The 13,263-nt window shown below is 73.1% G+C and carries 10 protein-coding genes and 1 pseudogene; 2 read left to right on the top strand and 9 right to left on the bottom strand.

The features are described 5' to 3' along the window. Positions 1 to 13 precede the first annotated feature (13 nt). The 3 genes from ACLQ23_RS08445 to ACLQ23_RS08435 are packed head-to-tail and all read right to left on the bottom strand — an operon-like array spanning position 14 to position 3,408. Positions 14 to 1,525: a pyridoxal phosphate-dependent decarboxylase family protein gene (locus tag ACLQ23_RS08445; RefSeq protein WP_425880493.1), complete on the bottom strand. Its 1,512-nt coding sequence runs from the start codon at positions 1,523 to 1,525 to the stop codon at positions 14 to 16. 27 nt (positions 1,526 to 1,552) lie between these two features. Further along, positions 1,553 to 3,061: an MFS transporter gene (locus ACLQ23_RS08440; RefSeq protein ID WP_355589499.1), complete on the bottom strand. Its 1,509-nt coding sequence runs from the start codon at positions 3,059 to 3,061 to the stop codon at positions 1,553 to 1,555. Positions 3,062 to 3,093: 32 nt separating this feature from the next. Further along, positions 3,094 to 3,408 carry an MGMT family protein gene (locus ACLQ23_RS08435; protein WP_167946957.1) on the bottom strand — a complete coding sequence of 105 codons (315 nt, stop codon included), beginning with the start codon at positions 3,406 to 3,408 and terminating at the stop codon, positions 3,094 to 3,096. A gap of 61 nt (positions 3,409 to 3,469) precedes the next feature. Here ACLQ23_RS08435 and proB point away from each other — a divergent pair, with 61 nt between their 5' ends. Continuing rightward, a complete protein-coding gene (gene proB / locus ACLQ23_RS08430) occupies positions 3,470 to 4,579 on the top strand; it encodes a glutamate 5-kinase (RefSeq protein ID WP_355589501.1) in 1,110 nt (369 codons plus the stop codon). A gap of 66 nt (positions 4,580 to 4,645) precedes the next feature. Then, positions 4,646 to 5,887: a glutamate-5-semialdehyde dehydrogenase gene (locus ACLQ23_RS08425; protein WP_355589503.1), complete on the top strand. Its 1,242-nt coding sequence runs from the start codon at positions 4,646 to 4,648 to the stop codon at positions 5,885 to 5,887. Positions 5,888 to 5,896: 9 nt separating this feature from the next. Here ACLQ23_RS08425 and ACLQ23_RS08420 read toward each other — a convergent pair whose 3' ends face one another. The 6 genes and pseudogenes from ACLQ23_RS08420 to ACLQ23_RS08395 form a co-directional block, all read right to left on the bottom strand. Continuing rightward, entirely contained in the window at positions 5,897 to 6,985 is a 1,089-nt protein-coding gene (locus tag ACLQ23_RS08420; protein WP_425880492.1) for a squalene--hopene cyclase, read from the bottom strand. 200 nt (positions 6,986 to 7,185) lie between these two features. Then, positions 7,186 to 8,367 (bottom strand): adenylyltransferase/sulfurtransferase MoeZ, encoded by a 1,182-nt coding sequence (gene moeZ, locus ACLQ23_RS08415; protein ID WP_377667041.1) that lies wholly within the window; start codon positions 8,365 to 8,367, stop codon positions 7,186 to 7,188. 122 nt (positions 8,368 to 8,489) lie between these two features. Next, complete coding sequence (locus tag ACLQ23_RS08410) at positions 8,490 to 9,227, bottom strand: DUF3152 domain-containing protein (protein ID WP_425735138.1); 738 nt, start codon at positions 9,225 to 9,227, stop codon at positions 8,490 to 8,492. 187 nt (positions 9,228 to 9,414) lie between these two features. Then, complete coding sequence (locus tag ACLQ23_RS08405; protein ID WP_355589507.1) at positions 9,415 to 10,260, bottom strand: DUF3152 domain-containing protein; 846 nt, start codon at positions 10,258 to 10,260, stop codon at positions 9,415 to 9,417. 5 nt (positions 10,261 to 10,265) lie between these two features. Beyond that, positions 10,266 to 11,240 (bottom strand): alpha/beta fold hydrolase, encoded by a 975-nt coding sequence (locus ACLQ23_RS08400; RefSeq protein ID WP_355589509.1) that lies wholly within the window; start codon positions 11,238 to 11,240, stop codon positions 10,266 to 10,268. Between the two features lie 23 nt (positions 11,241 to 11,263). Continuing rightward, positions 11,264 to 12,964, bottom strand: a pseudogene (locus ACLQ23_RS08395) (hypothetical protein); the annotation flags it as partial. Between the last annotated feature and the right edge of the window lie 299 nt (positions 12,965 to 13,263).

Below are 13,263 nucleotides of genomic sequence, written 5' to 3'. Positions count from 1 at the left end.
GGCACCGGCGGCTCTACCAAGTGGGACGTTGCAGCAACCCGACGAACTCCACAAGCAGCCGCTCGCGCAGCGCCGGGGGCGCGGCGTCGAGCAACGTGTTCACAAGCGCCATCCGCTCCGGCAGCGGCCCCGCGCCCGATCCGTCACCGTCGGCCTGGCCGCCGAGCCCCAGCCCGGCGGCCAGGCCGACGACCAGTTCCGGGGTCAGCGCCTCCGGGGTCAGCGCACCGACAAGAGCGGCCAACTCGGCCGGCAGCCGCACCGGGCCGGCGGCACGCGCCGCCGCCACGGCCTCGACGAGGTCCGGGCCGAACTCGGCCACCCGAGGCGCGACCGCCGCGGTCACCGTGAGGTGCACGCTTGCCGGCAGGCCGGCGTACGACAGTTGGGGCTGGGTGTGCCAGCCACGCGCGGTCAACTCGTCGACCAGGACGAACAGGTCGGGCCCGCCCTCGGTGGCGGTGAAGCAGACCACTGTGGACTCCGGCTCGGCCATGAGCCGCAGGCCGTCGACGGCACGAACGGCGTCGGCCAGGCCGGCGACCGCGTCCCGGGTGACGGTGGCCAACCGCAGATAGCCGGCGTCGCCCAGATGCCGCAGGGTCGCGTACGCGGCGGCGATCGGCCCGCCCGAACGGGTGGACGCGATCACCGGATTGATCATCGTGTAGCCGGGCCAGTCCGCGTACGCGAAGTACTGCGGAGCGCGTAGCGCGGCATCCCGGTGCAGCAGCACCGACACGCCCTTCGGCGCGTACGCGTACTTGTGCAGGTCCACCGAGATCGAGGTGACCCCGGGCACCGCGAAGTCGAACGCCGGCACCGGCTCACCGAGGCGGCGCAGGTACGGCAGGGTCCAGCCGCCGAAGCAGGCGTCGACGTGGCAGCGCACCCCGGCGTCGGCGGCCACTGCGGCGATCTCGGCGACCGGGTCCACCACCCCGTGCGCGTACGACGGCGCGGAGCAGGCTACAAGCACCGTCTCCGGGCGGATCGCCGCTGCCATCGCGGCCGGGTCGGGGCGAAGCGTGGTCACCGGGACCGGCACCACGTCAAGCGCCACCCGCAGGTAGTGCGCCGCCTTGGCGAACGCGGCGTGCGCGGTCGACGGCACCACGATCCGCGGTGCGGTGATCTCCGGGTGCGCGTCCCGGGCGGTCTTGACGGCGAGGATCAGCGACTCGGTGCCGCCGCTGGTGACGCTGCCGACCACGTCCGGCGCTGCCGTTCCCGGCCCACCGCCGAGCACCCGGCCGGCCGCGCCGACCAGCGCGTTCTCCATGGCCAGCAGGGACGGGAACGCCGTCGGGTCGAGCCCGTTGACGTGCGCGCTCTCCCGGTGCGCAGCAGCGGCGAGGTCGTCCAACCCGGGCACAGCCGGGTCGTAGACGTAGGCGAACAACCGCCCCCCGTGCGTAGGCCGATCACCGGAACGCAACCGGCGAACCTCAGCCAGAACCTCCTCAGCCGCCACCCCGTCCCGGGACAAAGCCCCGCCCAAAACCCTGCTCTCATCGTCGATCATGGAGTCGTGGTGCCTTTCTTGTACCGGTCAGCGGCTTTCATCCCCCACCACAACTCCATGATCGACGCGCCCATGGGGTGTGGCTGCGGCTAGGACCGCCGGGGTCAGGTTGTAGCGGCGTAGCAGCAGGAGGGGCGGGGCTATCAGTAGTGCTGGCAGGACCGTGAAGCCGAGCAGGACGCCCAGTCTCGCCGTGTCGGACTGGGTTGCCGCCGTGCCGGTGTCGGAGGAGACGTACCCGGAGATCTGGAGCACCAGGCCGTAGATGCCGGGGCCGAGGGCCAGACCGAAGGTCTCCCCGGCGGTCCAGAGGCCGGTGAAGACGCCGGCCTGCCGCCGGCCGGTGCGCGCCGTGTCGTACGCGATGCAGTCCGGCAGCATTGCCAGCGCGAACACCTGCTGACCGGCGTACCCGACGCCGATCACCGCGACCACAAGGTAGACGGCGACCGCCGGCAGCACCGGGGCGGCGACCAGGCCGAGCGCCCCGGCGGCGAGGATCAGCGCGGCGACGACCAGCGCTGCCCGCTTGCCCAGCCGGGCACCGACGCGGGACCAGAGCGGCATCACCAGCAGCGCCGGCCCGACGAAGCAGACGAACAGCAGGGTCGGGCCGCTCCGCTCGTCGCGCAGGATCTGCCCGGCGAAGTAGTTGACCCCGGCGAGGATCGTCGCCACCCCGGCGGACTGCACCACGAAGCAGATCAGCAACGCCCGGAACGGTCGATTGGCGCCGGCCACCGCCAGCTGGGCGCGCAGCGTCGGCTCGCTCGCGCCCACCACGCCGCTCGGCGCGGACCTGGTGCCGATGAACGCACCGACGGCACCGACGGCGATGAGCACCGCCACGAACAGGCCCATCCACCGGTGCCCGGGCACACCGTCGCCGCCGGCGGTCACCACCAGCGGGGCCACCGCGCCGGAGACCAGGATGGCAAGCGCCAGTACGGCGATCCGCCAGGTCATCAGCCTGGTGCGCTCGGTGTAGTCGTCGGTCATCTCGGCAGGCATCGCCACGTACGGCACCTGGAAGAAGGCGAACGCGGTGGCAGTGGCCAGGAAGGCGAGCGCCACGTACGCCACGGCGGCCGGACCGTTGCCGAACGGTGCGGCGAAGATGCTCGCGAACAGCACGGCGAGCGCGAGGCCGGCGACGAGCAGGTACGGCCGGCGGGCGCCCCAGCGCGACCGGGTGCGGTCGGAGATCCGTCCGGCGACCGGGTTGACCAGGACGTCCCACGCCTTGGGCAGCAGCACCAGCAGGGCGGCCAGGCCGGCGGCCACACCAAGCGTGTCGGTCAGGTACGGCAGCAGCAGCAGGCCGGGCACTGTGCCGAACGCTCCGGTGGCCAACGATCCGAGCGCATATCCGGCGTGCACCGGACGAGGAAGCGGACCGGCTGCCACACCAGCGTCCGGTGGCCCGAGGGCTGGCGCGCCGGCGGCACCCGGATCGGCATCCTGCGGGCCGACAGCGGACGAGCTGGCGGACTGACCGACAGCGGACGGGCCGGCGGCACCCGGCGGCTGGTTCATGGGGCCGAATGTTACTCACGTTATGGCACGCGTCACATCCCCTCATCCGGCGACCAGCCAGCCGCCGCGATGTCCACTCCCTCGCCGCGCAACGGCGCCCCCTCGGCCCGCAGCCGCGCCCGCGCCTCCCGCTCGTGCCCTGGCGGCAGCCGACCGGACGAGGTCACCACGCGGTGCCAGGGCACCGAGCCACCGTGCCGGGCCATGATGTTGCCCACCAGCCGGGCCGAAGCTCGCCCCGACCGCTCGGCCAGTGCGTCGGCGACCGCCCCGTACGACATCACCCGACCCTGCGGGATCCGCTCGACAAGGTCGAGCACCGCCTCGACGTACTCGTCAGGTGTCACAATCGGCCACCATATGGGAAGGCCGCCGGGCGACGCTGTCCTGACCACGCAGAATGGGCGGGTGCGTGACGCAGTCACGGCGGCCCGGCGGGTCGTCGTCAAGATCGGATCCTCCTCGTTGACCACCGCCACGGGCGGACTGGCCGACGAGCGCGTCGACGCGCTTGTCGACACCCTCGGTCGGCTCGCCGCCCAGGGGCGCGAGGTGGTGCTTGTCTCCTCGGGCGCGATCGCCGCCGGTCTCGTCCCGCTCGGGCTGACCCGACGCCCGCGCGACCTGGCCACCCAGCAGGCCGCCGCCAGCGTCGGCCAGGGCCTGCTGATCGGCAGGTACGCCGCCAGCTTCGCCCGCCACGGCCTGACCGTCGGGCAGGTGCTGCTCACCGTCGACGACGTGACCCGGCGGGCGCACTACCGCAACGCGTACCGCACGCTGCGCAAGCTGCTCGACCTGCACGCGGTGCCGATCGTCAACGAGAACGACACGGTCGCCACCGACGAGATCAGGTTCGGCGACAACGACCGGCTCGCCGCGCTGGTGGCCGCACTTGTGCACGCCGACCTGCTGGTGCTCCTCTCCGACGTGGACGCGCTCTGGACCGGCGACCCGGCCCGCCCGCAGTCGACCCGGATCACGGAGGTCCGCGGCGACGAGGACCTCGCCGGCATCACCATCGGCGGCGCCGGCCGGTCTGGCGTCGGCACCGGCGGCATGGTGACGAAGGTCGAGGCGGCCCGGATCGCCACCGGCTTCGGCATTCCGGTGGTGCTCACCTCCGCCGACCTGGCCGCACCGGTGCTGGCCGGCGACCCGGTCGGCACCCTGTTCCACCCGCAGCGCCAGCGCCCGACGGCCCGGCTGTTCTGGCTTGCCCACGCCACCTCGCCACGCGGCCGGCTGCACCTCGACCCGGGCGCCGTGGCCGCCGTCGTCGGGCGACGCAAGTCGCTGCTGCCCGCCGGCATCACCGCCGTGGACGGCACGTTCACCGCCGGCGACCCGGTCGACCTCGTCGACACCGCTGGCGCTCCGGTCGCCCGTGGGCTGGTCAACTACGACGCGGTGGAGCTGCCCGGGCTGCTCGGTCGCTCCACCTCCGAACTCGCCGCGGCGCTCGGCCCGGCCTACGAACGGGAGGTCGTCCACCGCGACGACCTCGTACTGCTGTAAGCAAGGGCACCTTATTAACGCCTGGCGTTGTATAGGGGGCCCTTCCTAACACCAAAGGAGTGCAGAATGAGCGTCGCCGAGCAGGCTCGACGGGCGCGGGACGCCGCCGCGACTCTGGCAGTGGCCACCCGTACCGTCAAGGACGCCGCGCTTGTCGCGATGGCCGACGCGCTTGTCACGCGTACACCGGAGATCCTGACCGCGAACGAGGCGGACCTCGCGGCCGGTCGGGAAGCCGGGCTCAGCGCGGCCGTGTTGGACCGACTCGCGCTCGACGCGGGCCGGGTGGCCGGCATCGCGGACGCGTTGCGCCAGATGGCCGCGCTGCCCGACCCGGTAGGCGAGGTGGTCCGGGGCTCGACACTGCCCAACGGCCTTGAGCTGCGCCAGATCCGGGTGCCGTTCGGGGTGGTCGGCATCATCTACGAGGCGCGCCCCAACGTCACGGTGGACGCCGCCGGCATCTGCCTGAAGTCCGGCAACGCCGCCCTTCTGCGCGGGTCGTCCTCGGCCGCGCACTCGAACGCCGCTCTGGTGGCGGTGCTGCGGGACGCGGTCGCCGAGGCGGGGCTGCCCGCCGACGCTGTGCAGTTGCTCGACGCCAGCTCCCGCGAGTCGGTAAAGGAGTTGATGCGCGCCCGAGGGCTCGTCGACGTGCTGATTCCGCGCGGCGGCGCGTCGCTGATCCGCACCGTGGTGGAGGAGTCCACAGTGCCGGTGATCGAGACCGGGGTGGGCAACTGCCACGTGTACGTCGACGCCGCAGCGGACGTCTCGCAGGCCGTGGCCGTGACGCTGAACGCCAAGACCCAGCGGCTGTCCACCTGCAACACCGCCGAGTCGCTGCTGGTGCACGCCGACGTCGCCGACGCGTTCCTGCCGCCGATGCTCGCCGCGTTCGCCGAGGCCGGGGTGACAGTGCACGGCTCCCCCGAGGTGGCCGCGTACTCCCCGGCGGTGGTCCCGGCCACCGAGGAGGACTACGCCACCGAATACCTGTCGGCTGACATTTCCGTGGCGGTGGTCGACTCACTTGACGCGGCGGTCGCGCACATCCGCGAGTACGGCACCGGGCACACCGAGGCGATCCTCACCGACTCGGCGAACGCGGCCCGCGACTTCGTGGCCCGTGTCGACGCGGCGGCGGTGATGGTGAACGCCTCCACCCGGTTCACCGACGGGGGCGAGTTCGGGTTCGGCGCGGAGATCGGCATCTCGACGCAGAAGCTGCACGCCCGCGGCCCGATGGGCCTGCCCGAGCTGACAAGCACCAAGTACGTCGTCACAGGCAACGGTCACCTGCGCTGACGCGGCGGCTCAACCGGCGGTCTCCGCCAGCCCCGACGGCCCGGTCTCCCGCCAAACGGGCGGCACTGCAGCCTGGCGAACGGGCGGCACGGCCGTCTGGCCGACGGGCGGCACGGCAACCTGGCGGGCCGGCGGCACCGCCTCCGGACGGGCGGGCGGCACTGCCGTCTGATGGACAGGCGGCACCGCAGTCGGGCGGACCGGCGGCCTGTCCTCCGGGCGGACGGGCGGCCCGCCGGCCTGGAGGGCGGGCCGCTTCTGACCGGGCACCGTCGCCGGGCGGCAGGCGCGGATCGCCGACAGCGTGGAGTGCACGTCGAACTGGTGGCCGTCCTCGCTCTCCCAACCGCCGTCGCTGCGCTGGGTCTCGGTCAGTCGCCGCAGGGCACGCACCATGATCCAGTCCTGGAGGTCGATGCCGACCCGGCGCAGCGTGGCCGCCAGCCAGGCGACGTCGCCCGGGGACATCTTCGGCATCCGCTCGGCGAGCACCACCTGGATCCGCGCGGACTCCTGGAACATGTCCTGCCGGTGCAGGACGGCAGCGCTCAGCCACCCGGCGGCGAGGAACGACGGCCAACTGCCGTCCGGGCGCAGTCGCGCGGCGATCGAATGGGCCGCCGCCTGCACCACCCCGGCGTACGCCCCGCCGACGCGGTGATCGAGCGGGCCGGAGGCTCGGGCGTCCAGGCCGGCGACAGTGAGCCAGAACCCGGCGTTGCCGGTGAGGAAGAGCTTGGCCTCCGGGTCGCCGGGGCGGGCCCACTCCGGAGCCGAACCGGCGAGCGAGGCGTCCTCGTCCCAGCCGCCGTCGGCCTGCTGCCGGGACGCCAACCAGTCCAGGGCGCGGCGTGCGGCGGGACGGGCCAGCGCGCCCAGGTCGTCCAACTCGGCGAGCCGGAAGCAGGTGGCGTCGACCGAGGCGATCTCGCCGCCCCACATAGCGGGCCACCCACCGTCGGGCGACTGGCCGACCTCAGCGGTCTCCAACACCTCCGGAGGCGGGGGTGTGCCGTTGCGCAGCCAGGAGAGGCGGGCACGCTCCACCGCATCCCCATGCGCCACGACGAACCCGATCGCGGCATTCAAGTCGACCACGGCAGAGACGCTACCTGCGCAGACGTGATACCGCCTCGGGGAATCGGCCAGGCCGGTATGGCTGCGACGCTCCGGTCACAGGGCTGCTCGGAGCGCTTACGCGTCGATTTGCCGCACTGTCGACGGGCTTGCCGTGGGGGCGCTCGTCGTACCGGGGGCGGCTCGGGGCGCGGCGTGCACCGCAGCCCCGAGCCAACCGGTCAGTACGCGGGCAGCGACGGGTCGATCTGCTTGATCCAGGACAGCACGCCGCCCTGCACGTGCACGGCGTCACGGAACCCGGCCGCCTTGAGCGCGGCGAGAGCCTCCGCCGAGCGGACACCGGACTTGCAGTGCAGCACTACCTGCCGGTCCTGCGGCAGCTTCGCGAGGGCCTCACCGGAGAGGATGTCGCCCTTGGGGATCAGGGTGGAGCCGGGGATCCGGACGATCTCGTACTCGGCCGGCTCGCGCACGTCGACGAGGAAGATGTCCTTGCCGGCGTCCTGCCACTCCTTGAGCTCCAAGGCGGTGATCGTCGAGTCGAGGGTCGCCTCCTGGGCCTCCTCGGAGACCGCGCCGCAGAAGTCCTCGTAGTCCTCCAGCAGGTCGGTGACCGTCGGGTTCTCGCCGCAGAGCACGCAGTTCGGGTCCTTGCGGACCTTGATCTTGCGGTACTCCATCTCCAGGGCGTCGTAGACCATCAGGCGGCCGACAAGCGGCTCGCCGACGCCGGCGAGCAGCTTGATCGCCTCGTTGACCTGGATCGACCCGATCGACGCGCAGAGCACCCCGAGCACGCCGCCCTCGGCGCAGGACGGGACCATGCCCGGCGGCGGGGGCTCCGGGTAGAGGCACCGGTAGCAGGGGCCGTGCTCGGCCCAGAACACCGACGCCTGACCGTCGAACCGGTAGATCGAGCCCCAGACGTACGGCTTGCCGAGCAGCACCGCCGCGTCGTTGACCATGTAACGGGTGGCGAAGTTGTCGGTGCCGTCCACGATCAGGTCGTACTGGGCGAAGATCTCGCGGACGTTCTCCCGGTCCAGGGCGGTGTTGTGGATCTCCACGTTGACCAGCGGGTTGATCTCGCGGATCGACGCGGCGGCGGACTCGGCCTTGGAGCGGCCGATGTCGGACACGCCGTGGATGATCTGGCGCTGGAGGTTCGACTCGTCGACGGTGTCGAAGTCGATGATGCCGAGGGTACCGACACCTGCGGCAGCGAGGTACATGAGGGCGGGCGAGCCGAGGCCACCGGCGCCGACACAGAGCACCCGGGCGTTCTTCAGCCGCTTCTGCCCGGTCACCCCGACGTCCGGGATGATCAGATGGCGTGAGTAGCGGCGGATCTCGTCAACGGTCAGCTCGGCGGCGGGTTCGACGAGCGGGGGCAACGACACGGTGGACTCCCCGGGATCGGCGGTGCGAACCGCGCCATTGTTGCTCGCCGGAGCCCCTCTCGGCCATGAGGGAGGACACTGGCCCGCGATGCGGGAGCGGGAATAACGACGACCGGGGTCGATCAGGGCACGATGTCGCCCGAATAGCGACGGCCGTCCAGGTACGGCCAGGCGTTCGCCACACAGCCCCGCAGCCCGTACGTCTGCTGCTGCATCACCGGCGCGGGCTCCCCCGGGCCGGGGCACGCCTCGTGATCCTCGCCGAACTCGTGACCGACCTCATGATTGATCACATATGTGCGGTACGTCTCCAGCGGCGCCCCGTAGTCAGGCACCGCCTCCTGCCAGCGGGCGAGGTTGATGATGACCTGACCTGGCAGCCGACAGGACGTGTAGCGCTCGGTGGTCAGCCCGCCCTCGGCGCACATCCGCTCGGAGGTGACAGGCGTGGCCAGGTAGATGGTGAAGTCGGCGGCTCCGGCGTCGGCCACCCGCTGGATCCGCAGCTCACCGGAGGCGATCCAGCTGCGCGGGTCGGTGAGCACCGCGTCCACCCGGGCGGCGAACGCGGCGGCGTCCTGGCCGGTGCCGCGCTCCACGACGACCCGGTAGCGGCGCAACGGCCCGTCCTCGCCGTGCACAGGTGTCTCGCCGTCGGCCGCTGTGAACCGGCCCGCCCCGACCGACGGATACCCGGTGGGCTCCGGGTGGGCGCCCAGCCCTCCGCCGTGCCCCATCCCGCCCTGGGTGGTGGCCGGCGCTTCGACCGGGGCTTCGCCGCTCCGGCTCAGTGTCACGCCGATGGCGGTGGCGAGAAGGAGTACGCCGAGCAGCAGGCTGCGGCGTCGCCGTCGACGCATCCGGACGAGCGTGGGACGCGCGCCCTCGTACGCCGGTCGGTCCGCGGGCGGCTCGGGCGAGCCGTAAGGGGCAGACGGCATCATGGTGCCAGCCTGCCAGATTATTCGGGCATATCTCCGCTTTTGCCGCTATTTACGCAAGACGGCCTGAAGGCGGCGAACCCGGTCGGCGTGTCGGAGCAGCAGCTCAGAGCGGAGGGCCGGAGTAGCGCCGACCGTTCAGGTACGGCCACGGATTGGCCCGGCACCCCTTGAGGAAAAGTGTCTGCTGCATCATCACCGGCGCCTGCCGGCCCGCACCCGGGCAGCGCTCATGCCGGTGCCCGAGCTGGTGACCCACCTCGTGATTGACCACGTACGTCCGGTAGACCGAGAGCGGCACACCAGCCGCCACGAAATGCGGCACGGACAGCCGCCACCGATCCAAGTTGATGATCACTTGACCGGACGCGCGGCACGACGTGTACGGCCGCCCACCGACCGAGATGTTCACCCCACCGGCGGCACACATCCGACCCGCCGTACGGGCGGTCGCCAGGTAGACGGTGAAGTCCCTGGGCGCGTCCCCCGGCACCTGCCGCAACCGCAACCGGCCACTGTCGACCCAACTGCCCGGCCCGGCCAGCGCCGTCTCGACCGCCTGCCCGAACGCGGCGGCGTCCTCGTTGCTGCCCGCCTCGACAGCCACCCGGTAGTTGCGCAGCGCACCCGCACGGCCCAGCACGGGACCGGTGCGATCGTCGTAACCGAACCGGCCGGTGCCCGCGGTCGGCACCGCCCCGGGCATCCGCAGCACCGGCGGCAGGCTCGACGGCGTCACCGGCGGCACGGACGGGGACGGGGACGGCTCGACAGACGGTGGCAACGGCCCGGCCACAATCGGCGGCGGGCCGACCTCCTCGGCGGACAACCGGTCGGGCTTGCGGCCCGGTCCCTCGGCGACGACTGTCACCGCCGCGACGACAGCCACCACCACCGCCACCAGCTGGGCGATCAACGCGAAGCGCCGGTGACGGCGAGCAGACCTGGGCATCCGGCTCAGCCTGCCAGATCAGACCTCCGCCCGGACTCCTCCGTTTCGGCGAGCAGACCAACCACAGCGCGGGCGACCAGCCGGGGCACCTCCAACTGCGCCACGTGACCGACCCCGTCAAGCATCAGCAGCCGACTGTCCGGGATGACACGGGCGGTCTGCGGCGCGACGCGTACGTCGACAAGGCGATCCTCCCGGCCACCCACAACGAGCGCCGGCGCGCGTACCGACCCGGCGAGCCGCCACAGCGAACCCGGCCCCGGCAGGTACGACCGCAGGAAGCTGGACACCAGACCCCGGAACGTCCGGACGTACGCGGCCGCGTAGTGCGCCGCCTGATAGCGCACCCGGATCTCCTCCAACGCCTCGGCGCGGCGCTGCTCACCGATCCGGCTCAGGTCGGCGACACACGCCTCCAGCACCTGCTGGGCCATGATCTCGGGCGCGAGCTGGGTGAGGTACCGGGCGACCAGCCGCTCGCCACCGGGAATCGCCAGCACCGGCAGCATCCGACCCTGCAACGAGCGCCGGAAGTCCAGGAACGGCAGCGCCGGAGAGATCAGGGTGAGGGTACGGACCAGGTCGGGCCGGAGCCCGGCCACCTGCACCGAGATCGCCCCGCCAAGCGAATTGCCGAACAGGTGGACCGGCCCTCGGCCGGAGTGCTCGATCCACCTGATGACCAGGTCGGCGAAGGCCGGAATCGTGTAGCGGCGACCCGGCTCACTACGGCCGAAACCCGGCAGGTCGATGGCCTGACCGTCCAACCGGTCGGCCAGCAGCCCGGCCAGATCCGTCCAGTTCTGCGACGAGCCGCCCAGCCCGTGCACGTACAGCGCCGGCTCCGCACCGGCGGACGTGGCGGGGGTGTCCCGCACGTACAACGCCGAGCCGCCGAAGCGGACCTCCCGGCCCGGCCACGGCGGCGGAAGGTCGGCCTCGGGAAGGAGGTGGTCCGGCCAGAGGGTCGCGCGCTTCATACCTCCAGTCTGCCCCGGACCGCTCAGGACAGCAGCGCCTCCAGCCGACGGTTGACCGCCGCGAGCGTGGCCCGTACCACCGCCTGCCGGGGGTCGCCTGCCACCAGGGCCGAGCCGGCGAGCTGCTCGACCCAACCCTCGCAGACAAGCAGCACCACAACGGTGGCCACCTCGCAGTTGCCGAACGGCACCACCGCCGCGTGCTCGACGAAACAGCGCCCACGCTCGGCGTTCTCGGCGCCGCTCAACAACTCGTCCACGGCGGCGGCCGCAGCCACAGCGCAGAGACGCAGCACGTAGCCGTCCACAGCCGGCCCGGTGGAGTACCCGGCGGCGCTCTCGGCGCCGGCCAGCAGCCGGACCTCCACATTGGCGTCCAGGCCGAAGGTGCTTACCTGCACATGGTCGATGACCACCCGCGGCCCCGGCGTGCCGCCGGTGTCCAGCGGGCGCGACGGCGCCGACTCCGTCGTGGTCACCTGACCACCGGAGTACGACGTACCCACGGTCGCCGGACTGCCGGTGGCCGCACCGGCGGGCGCGGCCGAGACCGAGCCGGGCTCCTCGACTGTGGCGCGGCCCCGGTGCGGGGCGGCCGCCCTCCGTCGACGCGCGGCGTCCGGGCCGGACCACCGCTCCGGGGCCGCAGGTGTGGCCTCGACCCTGCTCCCGGTCGGGCGACCGGCCGCCGCCTCGCTGGCCGATCGCGCCTGCGCGAGGGTGTCGCGCGGCTCGGCGCCAGTGGGTTCGGCGGCACGCGGGTCGGCCGCGCGGCGGCGGACCGGTGGTGGCGGGGCGGTTGGCAGGCCCGGCACGTTCTGTGGGGCGGCAGCGAGCCCCATCCGCTCCTGGAGCAGCCGTGCGACCTGCCGACTCACCTCGGCCGGGTCGGCTCCGTCAGCCAGGTCCAGTCGCAGGCTGTGCGCGCCCGCCGGGGTGCGGCGCAACGCGGCGTCGCGGACACCTGCCACCTCCCGTACGGCGTCCAGGATGGCGTTGACGTCGAACCCTTCGGGACGCTCCCGCAGCGGTGCGGGCTCGTCGTCGCGTCGCAGGTGGGTGGCGATACGGGCGAGTTCGGGAGTTTCGGCGGGTGGTTCCACGGCTGGCGGCTCCGGCACGACGGGCACGTCCGGTTCCGCGGGGACGCGCTGCGGCAGCACCGCGGTGTCCGGCAATCGGCCGCCGCCGGAATCGGCCGGCGACGCCAGGTCGGGGGCCGATCGGCGAGCGGCGTAGGGAGGGACGGACGTGGATGAGGGCCGGTCGTGACGCCCGGACCCACTGTTGGTAGAGGCCGGAACGGCACCGGCTGAGGGCTGCGGGCCAGCGGACGGACCGGTCGCCGGGGAAGCGGTGCGGGGCGACTCGGCGGCGGGCGGACCGGACGGCTCGGGCGGCTCCGGCCGGAGCCGGAACGGTGCGACCGGGCGCGCCTCCGGGCGGAGCGGGCCGGCCGACTCGCCAGCGTCGCTCGCGCGAGGTGTGCCGGGCAGGCGGGCAGCCGGCCAGGACGGCCGATCGGTCGAGGTCGTTGGTATGCGCCCTTCGGACCAGTCGGGCCGGTCGGCACCCGCGCTCGCCGGGGTCGGCGGCGCTCCGCCGGCCCAGGAGGGGCGCTCCGCCGGTGGGACGGGTTCCCCCAGCGGCGGAGTCGCCGGCGGCGCGATCGGTGGTGGTGGCGCATCGGTGAGCGTCGGCGGTGGACCGGCAGGCGCAGGCGGCAGGTCGGCCGGCGTTCGGCTGCCGGTCCGTACGGGGCCGCCGGTCCGCACCGGGCCGTCGGTCCGCACTGCACTGTCGGTTGGCACCGGGCCGTCGGTCGGCGCCGGGCCGGCCCAGGACGGCCGCATGCCGGCAGGCGGGCTGACGGGGGTCGGGTCGCCGGGCCACGACGGACGGGACGGCGGACCGCTGGTCGGCGCCGGATCGGGACCGGACCAGGGCGGACGGGACGGGGGACCGCTGGTCGGCGCCGGGTCCGAACCGGACCACGACGGACGCGACGGCGGGCCACTGGTCG

Source organism: Micromonospora sp. DT41, from assembly GCF_049841715.1.
GTDB classification, from domain to species: domain Bacteria; phylum Actinomycetota; class Actinomycetes; order Mycobacteriales; family Micromonosporaceae; genus Micromonospora; species Micromonospora profundi.
The sequence above is the reverse complement of the archived record's forward strand: the minus strand, read 5'-3'. Positions and strand labels throughout refer to the sequence as shown.

Bases quoted from the DNA above. Each gene is read 5' to 3' on its own strand.
- ACLQ23_RS08445 (WP_425880493.1), bottom strand. From the start codon at position 1,525: ATGATCGACGATGAGAGCAGGGTTTTGGGCGGGGCTTTGTCCCGGGAC.
- ACLQ23_RS08405 (WP_355589507.1), bottom strand. From the start codon at position 10,260: ATGCCCAGGTCTGCTCGCCGTCACCGGCGCTTCGCGTTGATCGCCCAG.
- ACLQ23_RS08400 (WP_355589509.1), bottom strand. From the start codon at position 11,240: ATGAAGCGCGCGACCCTCTGGCCGGACCACCTCCTTCCCGAGGCCGAC.
- ACLQ23_RS08410 (WP_425735138.1), bottom strand. From the start codon at position 9,227: ATGCGTCGACGGCGACGCCGCAGCCTGCTGCTCGGCGTACTCCTTCTC.
- ACLQ23_RS08440 (WP_355589499.1), bottom strand. From the start codon at position 3,061: ATGAACCAGCCGCCGGGTGCCGCCGGCCCGTCCGCTGTCGGTCAGTCC.
- ACLQ23_RS08425 (WP_355589503.1), top strand. From the start codon at position 4,646: ATGAGCGTCGCCGAGCAGGCTCGACGGGCGCGGGACGCCGCCGCGACT.